The following is a 17086-nucleotide window of genomic DNA, read 5'->3' as shown; positions in this document are numbered from 1 at the left end:
GAACCAAACAGCCTTGCGACCGTCCCGTCCGCCCCAACCGCGCCTCAGCGCCGCCGGTGAGGGGTCTTCTACGGATAGGCGAGAAGAGTCGCAAGACCTAAATCAAAGAAAATGCGGATTAAGTGAAGAAAAGTCCGGAACGCCTTGTTCTTAAGCGGATTCCAGCCTCACGAAGACGCCTTAACGCCTGCAAATGGCGCATTTCAGCCCAGAAAAGCTGGAAGCCATATACAGAGTGTCGCCGTAGAGCCTTGCGGACATCTGAATCTCACCCCCGACCGGTTGACGCCCCTCCCCTTCCGCCCGCCAGAACTTCGGCAATCTGGGCCGCTGCGGCCTTCAGACCTGGCAAGACCTTCTCGGCCCGTTCTTGGGTCAGGCGCTGGGGAATGGTCGAGATGCTCATAGCAAGAAACGAACTGCCCCTTGGATTAGGAACCGGCACCGTCAGACCTGCGACACCAACAAAGGTTACATCACGCGCCCAACCATATCCCTTCTTGCGCACATGCTCGACCTCATCACGAAGGCCATCAGGTGTTGCCTCACCGAACAGGCGCTTGTCACGCTCGGCGCGGCGAATGATCTGCTCGGCCTCGTCTTCGGACATGGACCCTAGAAGCGAACGCCCGCAGTGACTGGATACCAAAGACAGGGTCTGGTTCGCCGAGACCACATGGGTGCGGATCGGATAAGCACCTTCGCAGCGCAATAGGTAATGACCAAAGTCTCCGGTGCGCATCGCGAGATAGACAGTATCGCCGCATTCATCCGCCAAAGCCTGCACAATAGGACGCAACCGGGATGTGTCGCCCACGGGGCTTGGTGCATTCAGGCCCAACTCATAGATCTGGGACGACAGCCGGTAACCACGATCCGCCGTCCGCTCGACGAAAAGCTCGGCCACCAAAGTGGTCAGGATACGATGCACAGTTGGACGGCTCAGGCCCGTGCGCGACGTCAGATCGATCAGGCGCGCGCCGCCGGGACCATGTCGGCCCAACTCTCGTAGAATCATGCAGGTCCGCTCAACGACCTGACTTTTCCCCATCTTGCCCTGCTGCTCTGCCATGCTGCCACCTTAAAGACCGATATATGGACTTATGTTGACTTACAGAGATGCAGACAATCAAAAGCGTTGCAAGAGTTTCAGGTTTGATGCCCCCTTTCAGACACCAATTAAGTCTACATAGTGGACACATTTTCAGACGGAGGAGGATTTTATGGAGCCACGATTTCAAGATCAGGTCGCGGTCATCACTGGAGGCGCACGGGGAATCGGTTTTGCCGTTGCCAAGCGCCTGATCGCTGAGGGAGGCAAAGTTGCGATCTGGGATATCGGAGGCGCAGAGGACAGCGCCAAGTCGCTTGGCACCAGCGCCATTGGTGTCACCGTCGACATCGCGGATGAAGCATCGGTGAACGCCGCCTACGCCACCACAGAAGCCGCCTTTGGCGAGGTAGACATCCTTGTGACCGCCGCAGGGATCACTGGGCCGACCCACCCCGTACAGGGACATGACTACCCCTCATGGAAGCGCGTGATCGACGTGCACCTCGGGGGCGTCTTCCTATGCACCCGCGCCGTGGTGGACGGCATGGTTGCACGGGATTACGGGCGGATCGCAACGATTGCCTCGGTCGCAGGCAAGGAAGGCAACCCCAATGCCTCCAGCTATTCGGCCGCCAAAGCGGGCATCATCGGCTACACCAAGTCCCTTGGCAAAGAGCTGGCAGCGACCGGCGTACGGGCAAACTGCTTTGCCCCCGGACTGATCAACACCCCCCTGATGGAGCAACTGCCAGAAGAGCAAATCGCCTTCTCTCTGTCACGAATCCCTCAAGGGCGGTTCGGCACCGTCGAGGAATGCGCGGCCATGATCTGCTTCATGATCAGCCCTGAATGTTCGTTCAACTCGGGCGCTGTTTTCGACATGTCCGGCGGGCGTGCAACCTACTGATTTCGCATATTGGACTCTCTCGGCAAAAGATGACTGCGAGAGTCCAATATTTTACGCCGCACGTCTGTCATTAAAATTCATATAAAACAATAATTAAGCACCGTACCCGCCAAGAAATTCAATTTAATGAATGCAAATAATTCACCTTTACGTCCAACATTCGGACTCTCTGAGTTGACCCCAAGAGGCGAGTTTTACACCATAGGCAGCACAGAGGAGCACCCGCCGCAGCACAGCAAACAGCCGCAGCGGGTGAAAAGGGCGAAAGCCTATTTGGAGAAACGGGATTTCAATCCAAGGTAGAGGCCCGCAAGGGCACCCCCTTTGACAGCCGTCGGAGGGCACCGATGGGTATTCCCCAAGGGAGACGCAAATGACTATGACCAAAACAATTTTCGCATCCGTTATCGCGCTTGCTTCGGCCAGCGCCGCCTTTGCGGATGAGACCTTCAAATTCGCGATGATTGATCCCTTTTCGGGTCCGGCCGCCGTGGTGACCGAGCGCATCGAAAAAGTGCTGCGCTATTCGGTGGATCAGGTGAACGCCAACGGCGGCCTGAACGGCCAACAGATCGAGATCCTGACCTTCGACAACAAGATGTCGCCGCAGGAAACCGCCATTCAGGCCCAGAAGGCCATCGATCAGGGCGCGCGCATTCTGCAAACCTCGGTATCCTCGTCGAACACCTTTGCGCTGGTGGACTTTGTGAACAAGTACAACCGCCGCAACCCCGATCATCAGGTCATCGTCTTTGACGGTGCCTCGCACGATCCCGCCATCACCGGCGAGAAATGCAGCTATTACAGCTTTTCTTGGGTGCTGGACGCCGATGCCAAGACCGCTGGCCTTGCCACCTACCTTAAGGACCGCACCGATATCACCAAGGTCTACCTGCTGAACGCCGAAGGCTCATCCGGCCAGACCACCCGCCAGTCGGTGATCGACAAGGTCGGCGCAAGCCGCCCCGACATCGAATGGGTCGGCGATGACACCCACCCGCTGCAAAAGATCACCGACTTCACCCCCTATATCGCCAAGATCAAAGCATCGGGTGCGCAGGCGGTGATCACCTCGGACTGGGGTGCGGATCTGGCGCTAGTGTTGAAAGCCGCGGGCGAAGCAGGGCTTGAGGCCGAATGGTACACCTATTTCTCGACCGGCCCCGGTGCGCCGACCGCAATGGCGCAATCGGGCCTGAACGGTCTGGTCTATTCGGTCTTTGACGGTGACGCAGGCATCCAGAACGAAGGGCTGCACGCCCACGAAGCGGCTTTCCGCGCCAAAATGGGCATCTCAGCCAGCGCCTTCCCCGGTGACAGCTCGGCCATCCGCGCCCTGTCTCTGGCCGCGGCCAAGGCAGGCTCGAACGACGTGGACCCGCTGATTGCCAGTCTTGAGGGGATCGAGTTCGAGACCATCTACGGCGCCCCCGCCCACAGCAGCCCCCAGAACCACCAGATCGTGACGCAAATGGCGGTCTCGCGCTTTATCGACGTGCCCGAAGGCACGCTGGACGAAGAAGGCACCGGCTGGGGCTGGGAAAACGTCGCCATCATTCCCGCCGAGGCCATCGCCCTACCGAATGAGTGCGAAATGAAGCGCCCCTGATAACTCCCTCGGGGCGCGGAGCGACAGATTTCCGCGCCCCGCACGTGAATTTGGTGTGAGGAGGAAGTGCCATGACCCAATATCCCTATAAAGTTGTCGCAACCGGCCTCGGGTTTCCCGAAGGCCCCGTTGTGATGCCTGACGGCTCTGTCATCGTCTGCGAGATCAAGAATTGCTGCCTGACCCGCATTGCGCCCGATGGCAGCAAAGAGGTCGTCGTCAAACTTGCGGGCGCACCGAACGGGGCGGCTGTGGGTCATGACGGCGCCCTCTACATCTGCAACAACGGCGATGGCTTTGCTTGGGGCGAACCGGGCGGCGTGACCCAGCCCGTGGGCGGCAACCCCGACTACAGCGGTGGCCGGATCGAGCGTGTTGACTTGACCACCGGCGAAGTCACCGAACTGTACCAAGAGATCGACGGCCATGCCCTCTTGATGCCCAATGACATCGTGGTTGATCGCGACGGCGGGCTTTGGTTCACCGATCACGGAACCCGCACACCGCGCAGCTTTCTGCATGGGGGTCTCTATTACGGCAAGCCCGACGGCTCTTACGCCTGCGAGATCGCTTGGCCGATCACAACGGCCAACGGCGTTGGCCTGTCGCCCGACGAAAAGACCGTCTACGTGGCCGAAACCGAAACCGGCCGCCTTTACGCCTATGACATCACCGGCACTGGCGAAATCCGCAAACCGAACCCGTTTGAACCGGGCGAGGCCGTGCTGGCACAGGTCGAAGGCTTCAAACGTTATGACAGCCTTGCGGTGGAAGAGAACGGCAACATCTGCTGCGCAGGACTAACACCGGGCTGCATCACCGTCATCTCGCCCGAGGGCAAAGAGGTCGAGACCGTTGAAATGCCCGACCCCTTCTCGACCAACATCGCGTTTGGCGGGCCCGATATGAAGACTGCCTATATCACCCTGTCTGGTTCTGGACAGCTGATCGCCATGGACTGGCCCCGCGCGGGGCTGAAGCCGAATTTCTCGGGGCTATGACATGAGCGCGGAAGTCATCACATTCTCACTGCTGAACGGCACTCTTTACGGGATGCTGCTGTTCCTCTTGGCCTCTGGCCTGACGCTGATCTTTTCGATGATGGGCGTGCTGAACTTTGCCCACGCCAGTTTCTTCATGCTGGGGGCCTACTTCGGGTACGAGATTTCTAAGATCGTCGGGTTCTTTCCGGCCCTTATCCTTGCGCCCGTCCTGGTGGGCCTGTTCGGCGCCTTGATCGAGCGCTACGGCCTGCGCCGTGTCCACAAATTCGGCCATTTGGGCGAGCTTTTGTTCACCATCGGCGTCGCCTTCGTAATCGAGGAAGCCATCCAGATGATCTGGGGCCGCAGCCCGATGGACTATCAGGTCCCCGAGGCGCTGAACTTCACCGCTTTTGAGATCTTCGGCACCGGCTATCCTGCCTTCCGCCTGTTCATGCTGATCATGTCGGTGGCGATCTTTGCGGGGCTTGCCCTGCTACTGACCCGCACCCGCGTTGGTCTGATCGTCAAAGCGTCGCTGACCCACCCCGAGATGGTCTCGATGCTGGGGCATGACGTGCCGTTGGTGTTCATGTCGGTGTTCGGCGTCGGCTCGGCGCTGGCTGGGGTGGCAGGCGTGATTGGCGGTCCGATCCTGATCACCCAGCCGTCAATGGCCGCAGCCCTTGGGCCGATCCTGTTCGTGATCGTCGTGGTCGGGGGGCTTGGATCGCTGACAGGCGCCTTTATCGCCTCGCTTCTGGTCGGGTTCATCCAGACCTTCGCCGTGGCGATCGATTTGTCTGTTGCCGATGTCTTCGGCCTGATCGGGATCACCCAACCGCCCGCCGCTCTTGGTGCGTTGGTGTCCGATATCTGGAACGTGTCGGTCTCTCAGGTTGGCCCCGTCATTCCCTATCTTCTGCTTGTTGTGATGCTGATCTTCAGACCCATGGGTCTGATCGGCAAGCGCGCCTGATGCTGAAAGGATAAAGTCATGTCAGTCAGCACTCTCGACACCCCCGCGCCCAGCGCCAACACCCGCCTGACGGCTGCCCTGCCATGGGTCGCCATTACGGCCACGTTGATCGTCCTGCCGCTGCTGTTCAGCAGCAACTCGATGATCTCGACCCTGAACTATCTTGGCACGATGGCGATCTTTGCCCTGTCCTATAATGTGCTTCTGGGCCAGACGGGGCTGCTGTCTCTTGGGCACGGCACATTCTTCGGCCTTGGCGGCTTTATCGCCACCCACGCGATCCTCCATATGGCCGATGCGGGCGTCAGCTTTCCCCTGCCCCTTATTCCGGCCATCGGCGGCTTTGGCGCGTTGATCCTTGGGTTTTTCGGCGGCTGGCTGGCTTCGGGCCGAGGCGGGATGCCATTTGCCATGATCACCCTTGGTCTGGCCGAGTTGGTCTACGCCGCCGCAGCCCTTTTCCCGTCGATTTACGGGTCCGAGGAAGGTGTTTCCTTCGACCGGATGGATTTGGGGGCCTCGTTCGGGATGGACTATGGCCCGACCGTCGATATCTACGTGATTATCGCCGTCTGGTTCCTGATCTGCGCGGGCGTTCTTTATTACTTCTCAAAAACACCGCTGGGTCTCTTGACCAACGCAGTGCGCGACAACGCCGAACGGATCGAGTTCCTTGGCTTCTCGGCCCGCCGCGTCCGGATGCTGGCCTATGCCATTGCCGCTGCAGTCGCAGGTGTCGCCGGATCACTGGCTGCCCTGAACTTTGAGATCATGACCGTCAACGAAATGGGTGCGACCACCTGTATGCTGGTCCTTCTGATGACCTATATCGGCGGCACCAAGCATTTCTTCGGGCCAGTCTTGGGGGCGATTGTCATCGGCCTGATGAAAATCTGGCTCTCGGATATCTCGCCAGCATGGATGATGTACTTTGGCCTTTTGTTCATCTTCGTTGTGATGGTCCAGCCCGCAGGTCTGGCTGGCATCTTGATGGATGGAATTGCCCTGCTGCGCTCGGGCTCGGTCGGCGCGCAAGCCCCGCTATTGGGCCTGATCGGTCTGGCCGGAGCATTCGCACTGACAGGCACCATCATCCTGATCGAACTGGCCTACCGCGCCGGCCTTGATGCAACGCTTGGACCGCAGATCACCGTTCTGGGCCTGCCCCTGTCCACCGCCTCGGTCCTGTCATGGGGTCTTGGGCTGATCTGCGCGGGCGGCGGTGTCATCGCCATGCGCCCCCTCTTTGACCGTCTGGCCACCCTGCGTCACAGCCTGAGCAAAGGAGAGACCGCATGACCCACGCGCTAGAGCTTCGCAACCTGAAGAAATCCTTCGGTTCGGTCGAGATCATCCGCGGCGTCAATCTGGACCTGCGCCAAGGGGAACGCCACGCGCTGATCGGCCCGAATGGTGCGGGGAAATCCACCCTGTTTCACCTGATCTCTGGCCGGATTGCGCCCACCTCAGGCGAAATCCTGTTTCAGAGCCAGAACATCGCGGGCAAACCGCCTGCCGAAATCGTGCGCGCGGGACTGTCGCGCAGCTTCCAGATCACCAACATCTTTCCGCAGATGAGCGTTCTGGACAATCTGCGCTGTGCCGTGCTGTGGAAACTGGGGCACCGCTATTCGATCTTCCGGCAAACCCCAACGCTGCCTGATGTTGCAATAGAATGCGAACGCCTGCTGGATCAGCTAGGCCTGACGCGCCGCGCGCATGATACCGCCGACAGTCTGACCTACCCCGAACAACGGGCGCTAGAGTTGGGGCTGGCCGTGGCCTCGGGTGCCAATACGCTGCTGCTGGACGAGCCGATGGCCGGCATGAACCACTCGGAAACCGAAGCGGCCCTGCAACTGATCATGAAAGTGACCGAGGGGAAAACCCTGCTGATGGTCGAACACGACATGGGCGTGATCTTTGAAATGGCGGACCGGATCTCGGTGCTGGTCTATGGCCAGATTATCGCCACAGGCACCCCGCAGGAAATCCGCGCCAATCGCGCCGTGCAAGAAGCCTACCTTGGCACCAGCGAGGAGGACGCCGCATGACCAAACCAGAACTGAACATCTCTGCCGAAACTCTGCTGTCCGTTCGCGGCCTGCAAGCATGGTACGGCAAAAGCCATATCCTGCACGGGGTCGATCTGGATGTGAAACGGGGCGAAATCGTCTCGCTACTGGGGCGGAACGGCGCGGGACGCTCGACCTTGCTGAAGGCGATCATGGGCGCTGTGACCACCAAGGGCGAAGTTAGTTTTGCGGGCCAATCCTTGGGCGGGCAAAAGCCCCACAAGATCGCCTACGCCGGTATCGGCTATGTGCCGGAAAACCGCGATGTCTTCCCAGATCTGACCGTGCGCGAAAACCTGATCCTTGGCCTCAAATCCAAGGGCGAAGGGCGTTGGACGATGGAGGATATCTTCGATCTGTTCCCCGTCCTGCGCACCCGCGCCGAAACCAACGCAGGCGCCCTTTCGGGGGGCGAGCAGCAGATGCTGACCATTTGCCGGACCCTGATCGGCGATCCTGATCTGATCATGGTGGATGAACCCACCGAAGGGCTGGCCCCCAAGATGGTTGCCACTGTCGGGGCCTTGCTGGAACGGATTGCGGCCAAAGGGGTCTCGATCCTGCTGGTGGAACAGAAACTGGTGATCGCGCTGGATATCTCGCACCGGCTGTATGTCATGGGACATGGCGAGATCGTATTTGAAGGTACTCCGGCAGGGCTAATGAACGCCCCCGAGGTGCGCGCCGAATGGTTGGAGGTCTAAGATGAGCAAACCCGTCGCATTGGTCACAGGTGCCCGTCAGGGCCTTGGCCGCGGGATCGCATTGGCGCTGGCGAAGGGCGGCTTTGACATCGCCGCACTGGACATCGTGCTGGATGAGAAGTCAGACGCCGTCACCCAAGAAATAAAAGCGCTTGGCGCACGGGCCTACTTTGGCCAGATGGACCTGTCCGACCTGGACAGCCACGCCGCCGCGATTGAAGCCGCCGAAGCCGCGCTTGGCCCCATTGACGCGCTGGTCAACAACGCAGGCATCGCCGCCCGCCCCCTGACCGACATTCTGGCTTTGGAGCCCGAGGCGTTTGATCGCAATCTGGGCGTGAACCTGCGCGGGACGTTCTTTTTCACCCAAGCGGCGGCCAAGCGGATGATCGCGCGCGACAGCAGTCACTACCGGTCAATCACCTTCATCACCTCGATCGCGGCAAGCCATGTCTCGACCGACCGCAGCCCCTACTGTGTCTCAAAGGCGGGTCTGTCGATGACCGCGCAGCTTTATGCAGACCGCCTAGGGCAGCATGGCATTGCAGTGCATGAAATCCGCCCCGGCTTTATCCGGACTGAGATGACCGGCTCTGCACCCACGGGCAAGATCGACGCCTATATCGACAGCGGCGCGGTCACCCAAAGACGCTGGGGACAGACCACCGACATTGGCGCTGTTGCGGCCTCGCTGGCCTCGGGCGCCCTGCCCTATGTGACCGGACAACCGATTTACGTGGACGGAGGGTATCACATCCCCACCGCCTGATAACCCAAGGGGCCCGCGCCCCTGATTTGCAAACACACAGCCTCCGTTCGGGTCGTCCCCGACGGCAACGCAGCCTGATGGTCTGCGACCGGAGAGGCTATTTCTGGAGGAGTTTTCATATGTTGGACAACCAACCCTTCCGCGAAGGGCACGTCACTGTGAATGGCGTCGATGTGCGCTACCGCGTGGCAGGCCCCGAAAATGATCGCACGCCTTTGGTGCTGGTCCACGGCACCGCAGGATCGATTGACGGGCACTACGGCTATATTTTCCCGATGATGGCCTATCGCCAGCGGGTGATCGCGCTGGACTGGTCCGAGCCTGCCGGTGACACGCTGGAGCTGGCCGATCTGGTCGCGCAGGTCAAAGCGGTGATCACCGCCGAGGTTCCCGAAGGCCCCGTAACCCTGATGGGCTATTCGCTGGGGGCTTGCGTCGCCGCCATGACCGCCGCCGAGATGGGCGGCAAGATCGCCAACTTGATCCTTGCGGCGGGCTGGCTGCGCACCGACACCCACCAGAAGATGCGCAATGATGTGTGGCGGCAGCTGCGCGATCAGGACAGCGCCTCTGTCACTCAATACATGACATTCTGCGCCTTCTCGCCCGCGTTCATGAACATGCGCACGGTAGAGGACATGAAGGCTGCCGCTGGCATGCTGAAGATCACGCCCTTTGTCGAAAAGCAGATGGACCTGAACACCCGCATCGACATTGCCGCCGCCTGCGAAACCATCGCGGCCAAGACGCTGGTGATCGGCTGCACCTACGACATGATGGTGCCTAAGCATCACTCCAAGCAGCTGTTCGGCGCCATTGAAGATGCCCGCTACGCCGAGATCCCCTCGGGTCACGCGGTCGTCCACGAACGTGCGGCCGAGCTGTTCCACTACGTTGACCGCTTTACCCGCCAGCCGGACGAATTCCCCGCAGGCGCCATCATTCCCGCGCAGAAACCCTAAGGAGACCAAGGCAATGACCACCGAAACCGATATCCTTATCGTTGGCACCGGCTTTGCCGGTCTTGGCATGGCGATCCAGCTGAAACGTTCAGGACGCGAGAATTTCATCGCGATCGAGCGCGCAGGCGATGTGGGCGGCACATGGCGTGACAACCACTATCCCGGGATTGCGTGCGATGTGCCTTCGCACCTCTATTCCTACAGTTACCTGCCGAACCCCGACTGGTCGCGGGTATTCTCGCCGGGCGGCGAAATCCAAGCCTACATCCGCAAATGTGCCGAGGACGAGGGCATCCTGCCCCACATCCATTTTCACACCAACATGCTGAAAAGCACTTGGGACGAAGACGCCAAGCGTTGGATCGTCGAAACGTCCAAAGGAACCTATGCGGCGAAAATCCTGATCACCGGCACCGGCCACCTTGCCGACGGTCATATGCCTAACATCGAAGGGCTGGACAGCTTTACCGGCGATGTCTTCCATTCGGCGGACTGGGATCACTCGGTCCCGCTGGAAGGCAAGCGGATCGGCGTCGTGGGCTCTGGCGCATCAGCGATCCAGATCGTCCCCGAGATGCAAAGGCTGGCCTCTGAACTGGTCGTCTTCCAACGCTCTGCCCCCTACATGATCCCCCGCTGGGACCGCGCCTTTACCGAGGGCGAGCGCCGCATGTGCCGTCGCGACCCGTCGGTGGTCGAAGACATGCGGTCGGAAATCTTCTGGTCGGGCGAGTTCAACTTTGCCCAACGGCGCAACATCCCCCGCTTCCTCAATGAGGCCAAGGCGCTGGCGGTGGGCCACCGCGAAGCCAACATCAAAGACCCCGAACTACTGGCCAAACTGACGCCGGACTATGAGATCGGGTGCAAGCGCCTCTTGATCTCGAACACCTATTATCCGGCTGTTGCCGCCGAGAACGCCACGCTTGAGGCATCCGCCCTTCAGCGGGTCGAGGGCAACACTGCCTATGGTGCCTCTGGCACCGGATACGATCTGGACGTGCTGGTCTTTGCCACGGGTTTCGAGGCCGTCCGTCCCCCCTTCGCCACCCGCATCTTCGGCACCGAAGGCATCAGTCTGGACGAGCGCTGGGATCAGGGCATGCAGGCCTACGATTCAATCGCTGTGAACGGCTATCCGAACCTGTTCATCATCAATGGCCCGAACACCGGACTGGGTCACAACTCGGTCGTCTACATCATCGAGGCACAGGTCGATTACATCATGGAGGCTCTGGCTCAGATCGACGCCCAGAACATCGAGGTGATCGAGGTCAAACGCGCTGCCGAAGACGCCTACATGGAGAAACTGGACGCGATGGCGCAAGGCACCGTCTGGCTCGCGGGTGGGTGCAAGTCTTGGTACGTGGACGAACGCTCGGGACGGCTGACGTTGGTCTGGCCCGACTTTGCCCACAGTTTCCGCGATGAAAACGGCACATTCCACCCCGAAGGCTACGACATGCAGCCCGCACCCGTTGCGGCCGAGTAAGAGGGCATCCCCATGTTAACCAATAAAACCATTATCGTTACCGGTGTCTCTTCTGGCATTGGTCAGGAAGTGGCCCGTCAGGTGAAAGCCGCAGGTGGCAAGGTCATTGGCGTTGACCGGAACACCCCGTCTGTGGACGTAGACGCCTTTCATCAGGTCGATCTGACCGATGAGGCGGCGCTGGACAGCTTGATTGAGACCTTAAAGCCCCTGAAGGCAGACGGACTAGCCAATATCGCGGGCGTGCCACCAACCGCCCCGCCAGAGGTCGTCGTGACCGTGAATCTGGTCGCGCTGAAAAAGCTGACGCTGGGACTGGTGGATAGCCTTGCGGACAACGCGGCCATCGTCAATCTGGCCTCACTGGCCGGTCTAGGCTGGGAGGGCGAAGTTACCAAGATCAAAGCCGCCGCTGATCTGACCCACTCCGATGTGCCCGCCTTCTGCGCGGAACAGGGCATCACCAAAGACATCAGCTACTTTTTCACCAAGCAGGCGCTGGTGGCGTGGACCCATGAGAACCGCTGGACGTGGCGGGATCGTGGCATCCGCATGAATGCCGTCAGCCCCGGCCCTGTGGACACGCCTATCCTTGGCGATTTCCTCGAAACACTTGGCGAGCGTGCCGAAGAAGACATGCGCATCATGGACCGCCCCGGTCGCCCCACGGACATCGCGCCGGTTGTGACGTTCCTGCTGTCGGACGGCTCGGTCTGGCTGCGCGGCGTCAACATCGCCTGCGATGGCGGGATGCGCGCCCATATCGACGCCACCAGCAATGGCCTGAAATAAGGAGCATACCAATGAGTCTTGATCTTTTGATCGACGGCATGGCCTGCCCTGCCGAAGACAGCCGCACCTTCCAGCGCACCGATCCTGTCACCGGAGAGGTTGCAACCCATGCCGCTGCCGCATCCGTCGCGGATGCTCTTCGCGCGGTTCAGGCGGCGCAGGCCGCCTTCGCTGACTGGTCCCGCACGGGTCCAGAGGTGCGCCGCAAGCTGCTGAGCAAAGCCGCTGACATCATGGACGCCCGCAGCGCCGAATTCGTTGAGGCCATGGTGACCGAGACCGGCGCAACCACCGTCTGGGCCGGTTTCAACGTCCATCTGGCCGCCGGAATGTTGCGCGAGGCCGCCGCCATCACCACGCAGGTGGGCGGAGAGGTGATCCCGTCGAACAAACCCGGCGCATTGGCGATGTCGCAAGCCAAACCGCGGGGCGTGTGTCTTGGGATCGCGCCGTGGAATGCGCCGGTCATCCTTGGCACTCGGGCGGTCGCCACTGCACTTGCCTGCGGCAACACCGTGGTGCTGAAATCCTCAGAGATGTGCCCGCGCGTGCATCATCTGATCGGCGATTGCCTGCAAGAGGCAGGCTTTCCCGCGGGTGTGGTCAACGTCATCTCGAACGCGCCTGAAGATGCCCCCGCAGTGGTCAAGGCCCTGATCGAAGCGCCAGAGGTGCGCCACGTGAACTTTACCGGCTCGACCGCAGTTGGCCGCATCATCGGGCGCCTAGCGGGTGAAAACCTCAAGCCTGCGCTGCTGGAACTGGGGGGCAAAGCGCCCTTGATCGTGCTGGCCGATGCCGATCTGGACGGGGCCGTGAACGCTGCCATTTTTGGCGCCTTCATGAACCAGGGCCAGATTTGCATGTCGACCGAGCGGATCATCGTGGTCGACGCCATCGCCGACGCCTTCGTTGAAAAGCTGGCGGCCCGCGCCGCGGCCCTGCCCCACGGCAATCCCCGCGATAAGGTTGTTCTTGGATCGCTGGTAACCCCGACTGCCGCCCAGAAGATGGACGCCCTGATCGCGGACGCCACCGCCAAAGGGGCCAAGATAATCGCAGGCGGCACCCGCGATGGCGCAATCCACGCAGCAACCCTGCTGGACGGTGTGACCCCAGAGATGCGGATTTACAGCGAAGAGAGCTTTGGCCCAGTGAAATCCATCGTGCGCGTCAAGGACACAGACGCTGCCATTGCCGTTGCCAATGACACCGAATACGGGCTGTCTGCGGCGGTCTTTTCGCAAGACATCACCGTTGCGCTAGACGCGGCCAACCGCATTCAAAGCGGCATTTGCCACATCAACGGGCCCACCGTCTCGGACGAGCCGCAAATGCCTTTTGGCGGGGTCAAAGCTTCGGGTTATGGCCGGTTCGGTGGCAAGGCAGGGATCGCCGAGTTCACAGTGCAGCGCTGGATCACCATTGAAGACCCGAACCAGCACTATCCCTTCTAAACAAACGAAAAAAGGCGCACATGTTCCAATGTGCGCCTTTTGCTTTCAGACAGTCAAAGCCATCAGATATTGCCCTTCGCCATCTCGGACGCGATGTGATCGGCCTGACGGATCGCCAGCGCCACAATGGTCAGCGTCGGGTTTTCAGCCGCGCCGGTCGTGAACTGCGAGCCGTCAGAGATGAACAGGTTCGCGATATCGTGGGTCTGCCCCCAACGGTTCACCACCCCATCGCGGGCATTTTCCGACATGCGGTTGGTGCCAAGGTTATGGGTGCTAGGATAGGGCGGCGTCGGGAAGACGCGGGTGGCCCCCACAGCCTCATACATAGCAATACCTTGTTTATAGGCATGGGCACGCATGGCCTTGTCGTTCGGGTGATCGCTGAAGTTGACGTTCACCACCGGCAAGCCGTGCTGATCCTTGACGTCCATGTTCAAGGTCACACGGTTGGTTTCCTGCGGCATGTCTTCGCCCACGATCCACATACCGGCCATGTTTTCATAGCCGTCCAGCGCCGTTGTAAACTCGCGCCCCCAAGCGCCCGGATCAAGGAAGGCCGCCATGAAGGGAATGCCAAGGCTCAGAGTTTCCAGCTCATAGCCCCCGACGAACCCGCGTGACGGATCATAACGCGCCTCATCCTGCACGATGCCAGCCATAGTGGTGCCGCGCCACATGCGCACGGGCTTGTCGAACACCGCATAGACCGATCCGGTCATGTGCCGCATATAGTTGCGCCCCACCTGACCCGAACTGTTTGCCAGACCATCAGGGAACATCGATGAGGCCGAGTTCAGCAGCAAGCGCGGCGATTCAAACGAGTTGCCTGCGAGGCAGACAATCCGCGCCTTCTGCATTTGCAGGTGGCCGTCCGCATCGAAGTATTCAACACCTGTGACCTTGCCCGCCTCATTGTGCAGGATGCGGGCCACGTGGGCGCGCTCGCGCACTTCAAGGTTTCCGGTCGCTTCACCGGCCGGAACCTCGGTGTAGGCGGTGGACCACTTGGCACCCCACTTACACCCCTGAAAGCAAAAACCGGTCTGCTGGCAGGTGACGCGGTCACCTTCGTCGCTGGACTGGATCGCCATCCGGCCCGTGTGAACCTCTTTATAGCCTAGCGCCTTTGCCCCCGCTTCAAAGACCTTGAAGTTGTTGTTGCCAGGCAGACCGGGGCGGTTGCCCGTGCGGGTCACGCCCATTTTGTCTTCGGCCTTGGTGTACCACGGGTCCATCTCGGCCGCGTCAATGGGCCAGTCCAGAAGGTTCGCCCCCTGCACCGCGCCATAGGTGGTCGCGGCCTTCCATTCATGTTCTTGGAACCGCAAGGATGCCCCCGCCCAGTGGGTGGTGGTGCCGCCCACGGCCTTCACGATCCACGCAGGCAGACCGCTAAAGTCCTTGGCTACGCGCCAATCGCCGGACGTGGTGCGCGGGTCGACCCAAGCCAGCTGGCCAAAGCTTTCCCATTCATCGTTGATGTAGTCATCAGGCAGATACCGCCCGCCTGCCTCTAGCGCGACGACCTTGACGCCTTTCTGGGCCAGTTCGTTCGCCAATGTACCGCCACCGGCACCGGTGCCGATGATGACGACCACGCTGTCGTCATTCAGATCAAAAGGTGCAGCCATAGTCTCTATCTCCTCCCCTATGGCTTAAAGCCAGTTGATGTCGTCAAAGCCGCGGTCGATGTAACCACCCTTGGAGAAGCTCTCTCCTTCGTAGCCAAAGATCGGCCACACGGCTTTCTGGTTATAAAGTCCGGTCACAAGACCGCCGCGGATCTGCTGGAAGAACGCGCTTTCCTCCATGCCGCGCAGGATATCCACGCGGTCGCGTTCCCAACCTGCATCTAGGTAAGAGCCAAAGCCCTTGCCCTGCGCTGCCGCATCCAGCGCCGCCAGCCCTGCGGTGATTGCAGAGGCCGCATCAGCAGTGTCATAGCCTTTGACAGCGGCGACATAGTTTTCATCGGGAATACGGTCATGGGGGTAGATGTCCCGCGCCATCTGCACCAGCGTCGCAAAAGCACGCGCGTCCAGATGGGTGGTCTCATATGCCCAAACCGCATTCGGAGCGGCGACAAAACCCGCCCCGACGACAAAGGCAGTTCCTGCCGCGGTCGCCCGCGACAGAAGCTGGCGACGAGTCAGCCCCCGAGGGCGCTCTGTACGTTCCATTCTAATCTCCTCTCTTAGAATGCGTGATGTCAGATGTGCCTCACTGAAACCGGCCCGAGCGTTCGAGCACTTCGATCTGGTAACCGTCCGGATCGGCAACAAAGAAAAAGCGGCCCACCAGTTCACCGGCAGGGGCAAATTCCACAAGTTTACGGGGGTTTAGGCCTTCGGCCTCAAAGCGGGCGTGTTCGGCGTCCAGATCGGCCACGGACACGGCAAGGTGGCCGTAGCCATCGCCCAGATTATAGGGCTCGGTCCGGCCTTTATTGATGGTCAGCTCAACCTCGAACCCGGTCTCGCTGTTGCTCATGTAGACCAGCGTGAAGTCGGGAAAGTCCAGACGGTCAGCGACAGAAAGGCCGAACGCCGCACTGTAGAACGCGACGGATCGGTCCTCATCGAGGACGCGGATCATGCTGTGGATGGCTTTGGCCAAGGGGCAGCTCCTGAATTGGTTTGTTTGCATTACCAATTCAGGATGTGCGAATCTTGAGGGCTGCGGGTAGTAGCGACGTACTACACCTGAAATGCCCTTAACCCCGTGCTTGCCCGCTTATTCTGCGGCCAAAGCCATTGCTGGATCCTGATGGGCTGTGGCGCTGGATTGCCCCATAAAAATCAGACAAGCCGTCCGCAACAGCGAGGTGAAGTTCTCGGGCTCCCCCCGCGCCTCCAGCACCTCTGAGTGCAAACGCGAGATAAACGCAGGCGTCGAGACCCCGTCCGCCTTCGCAATCTGGTCAAGGATATCCCAAAAGGCATTTTCCAACCGGATGCTGGTGCTTTGACCGTTCAGGCGCAACCGGCGTGTAGTCGAAGTGTATCGGGCTGGATCTTGCCCCGCAAAAATCTGGCACATCGTTATTTTCCTCCTACCGCAGAAGAAAAAGGTACCCCACATCCAGCCTCACCGTCTACTCTCGGCTGCTTCACCAAAAGGTCTACACCTTCGCCTTCCCTACATATGACCTTTGACAGCACTCAACAGACAGCTTCACACAGTTACTGCGCCACATAAAAGATGATGAGCCTCCCCCAGTGAACTGGTCCGCCCCTATAGTTAGGAAACGGAGGACCATCGATGGCCAACAAACGACCAAAGCCCGAAGAGATTGTCACG

The 17086-nt window shown here is 60.2% G+C and carries 17 protein-coding genes; 12 read left to right on the top strand and 5 right to left on the bottom strand.

What is annotated here, in order from left to right; all coding sequences use genetic code 11:
- Positions 1 to 268: 268 nt before the first annotated feature.
- The gene (locus CLV74_RS21955; RefSeq protein ID WP_106269012.1) at positions 269 to 1072 is read right to left on the bottom strand and encodes an IclR family transcriptional regulator; all 804 of its coding nucleotides are present in this window, start codon (positions 1070 to 1072) and stop codon (positions 269 to 271) included.
- 151 nt (positions 1073 to 1223) lie between these two features.
- On the opposite strand from CLV74_RS21955, the gene CLV74_RS21950 reads away from it, so the two are divergent.
- The 12 genes from CLV74_RS21950 to CLV74_RS21895 all read left to right on the top strand — a co-directional run bounded on the left by CLV74_RS21950 (position 1224) and on the right by CLV74_RS21895 (position 13783).
- Entirely contained in the window at positions 1224 to 1961 is a 738-nt protein-coding gene (locus CLV74_RS21950; RefSeq protein ID WP_106269010.1) for an SDR family NAD(P)-dependent oxidoreductase, read from the top strand.
- Between the two features lie 373 nt (positions 1962 to 2334).
- Positions 2335 to 3570: a branched-chain amino acid ABC transporter substrate-binding protein gene (locus CLV74_RS21945; RefSeq protein ID WP_106269008.1), complete on the top strand. Its 1236-nt coding sequence runs from the start codon at positions 2335 to 2337 to the stop codon at positions 3568 to 3570.
- Positions 3571 to 3641: 71 nt separating this feature from the next.
- A complete protein-coding gene (locus CLV74_RS21940) occupies positions 3642 to 4571 on the top strand; it encodes an SMP-30/gluconolactonase/LRE family protein (protein ID WP_106269006.1) in 930 nt (309 codons plus the stop codon).
- Position 4572: 1 nt separating this feature from the next.
- The gene (locus tag CLV74_RS21935; RefSeq protein ID WP_106269004.1) at positions 4573 to 5532 is read left to right on the top strand and encodes a branched-chain amino acid ABC transporter permease; all 960 of its coding nucleotides are present in this window, start codon (positions 4573 to 4575) and stop codon (positions 5530 to 5532) included.
- An 18-nt stretch (positions 5533 to 5550) separates the two neighbouring features.
- Positions 5551 to 6831 carry a branched-chain amino acid ABC transporter permease gene (locus tag CLV74_RS21930; protein ID WP_106269002.1) on the top strand — a complete coding sequence of 427 codons (1281 nt, stop codon included), beginning with the start codon at positions 5551 to 5553 and terminating at the stop codon, positions 6829 to 6831.
- Complete coding sequence (locus CLV74_RS21925) at positions 6828 to 7586, top strand: ABC transporter ATP-binding protein (RefSeq protein WP_106269000.1); 759 nt, start codon at positions 6828 to 6830, stop codon at positions 7584 to 7586. The genes CLV74_RS21930 and CLV74_RS21925 overlap by 4 nt, the downstream gene beginning before the upstream one ends.
- Positions 7583 to 8311, top strand: a complete 729-nt coding sequence (locus tag CLV74_RS21920) for an ABC transporter ATP-binding protein (protein WP_211299105.1) — start codon at positions 7583 to 7585, stop codon at positions 8309 to 8311. Before CLV74_RS21925 ends, CLV74_RS21920 begins: the two co-directional genes overlap by 4 nt.
- Before the next feature lies 1 nt (position 8312).
- The gene (locus CLV74_RS21915) at positions 8313 to 9080 is read left to right on the top strand and encodes a 3-ketoacyl-ACP reductase (RefSeq protein WP_106268998.1); all 768 of its coding nucleotides are present in this window, start codon (positions 8313 to 8315) and stop codon (positions 9078 to 9080) included.
- Between the two features lie 119 nt (positions 9081 to 9199).
- Positions 9200 to 10042 (top strand): alpha/beta fold hydrolase, encoded by an 843-nt coding sequence (locus CLV74_RS21910; protein ID WP_170108130.1) that lies wholly within the window; start codon positions 9200 to 9202, stop codon positions 10040 to 10042.
- Positions 10043 to 10055: 13 nt separating this feature from the next.
- Complete coding sequence (locus CLV74_RS21905; protein WP_106268993.1) at positions 10056 to 11534, top strand: flavin-containing monooxygenase; 1479 nt, start codon at positions 10056 to 10058, stop codon at positions 11532 to 11534.
- Between the two features lie 12 nt (positions 11535 to 11546).
- On the top strand, positions 11547 to 12326 hold the full coding sequence (locus CLV74_RS21900) for a coniferyl-alcohol dehydrogenase (RefSeq protein ID WP_106268991.1): 780 nt from the start codon (positions 11547 to 11549) through the stop codon (positions 12324 to 12326).
- Positions 12327 to 12337: 11 nt separating this feature from the next.
- Positions 12338 to 13783 (top strand): aldehyde dehydrogenase, encoded by a 1446-nt coding sequence (locus tag CLV74_RS21895; protein ID WP_106268989.1) that lies wholly within the window; start codon positions 12338 to 12340, stop codon positions 13781 to 13783.
- A 62-nt stretch (positions 13784 to 13845) separates the two neighbouring features.
- On the opposite strand, the gene CLV74_RS21890 is transcribed toward CLV74_RS21895, so the two are convergent.
- From CLV74_RS21890 to CLV74_RS21875, 4 genes are all read right to left on the bottom strand, one after another.
- Entirely contained in the window at positions 13846 to 15417 is a 1572-nt protein-coding gene (locus tag CLV74_RS21890) for a GMC family oxidoreductase (RefSeq protein WP_106268987.1), read from the bottom strand.
- Between the two features lie 24 nt (positions 15418 to 15441).
- Positions 15442 to 15966: a Twin-arginine translocation pathway signal gene (locus CLV74_RS21885; RefSeq protein ID WP_106268985.1), complete on the bottom strand. Its 525-nt coding sequence runs from the start codon at positions 15964 to 15966 to the stop codon at positions 15442 to 15444.
- 40 nt (positions 15967 to 16006) lie between these two features.
- Entirely contained in the window at positions 16007 to 16402 is a 396-nt protein-coding gene (locus CLV74_RS21880) for a VOC family protein (RefSeq protein WP_106268983.1), read from the bottom strand.
- 117 nt (positions 16403 to 16519) lie between these two features.
- A complete protein-coding gene (locus CLV74_RS21875) occupies positions 16520 to 16825 on the bottom strand; it encodes a ribbon-helix-helix domain-containing protein (protein WP_106268981.1) in 306 nt (101 codons plus the stop codon).
- Between the last annotated feature and the right edge of the window lie 261 nt (positions 16826 to 17086).

This window comes from Donghicola tyrosinivorans (assembly GCF_003003355.1).
In the GTDB taxonomy this organism is placed as follows: domain Bacteria; phylum Pseudomonadota; class Alphaproteobacteria; order Rhodobacterales; family Rhodobacteraceae; genus Donghicola; species Donghicola tyrosinivorans.
This window is presented reverse-complemented; position numbering and strand designations above follow the sequence as displayed.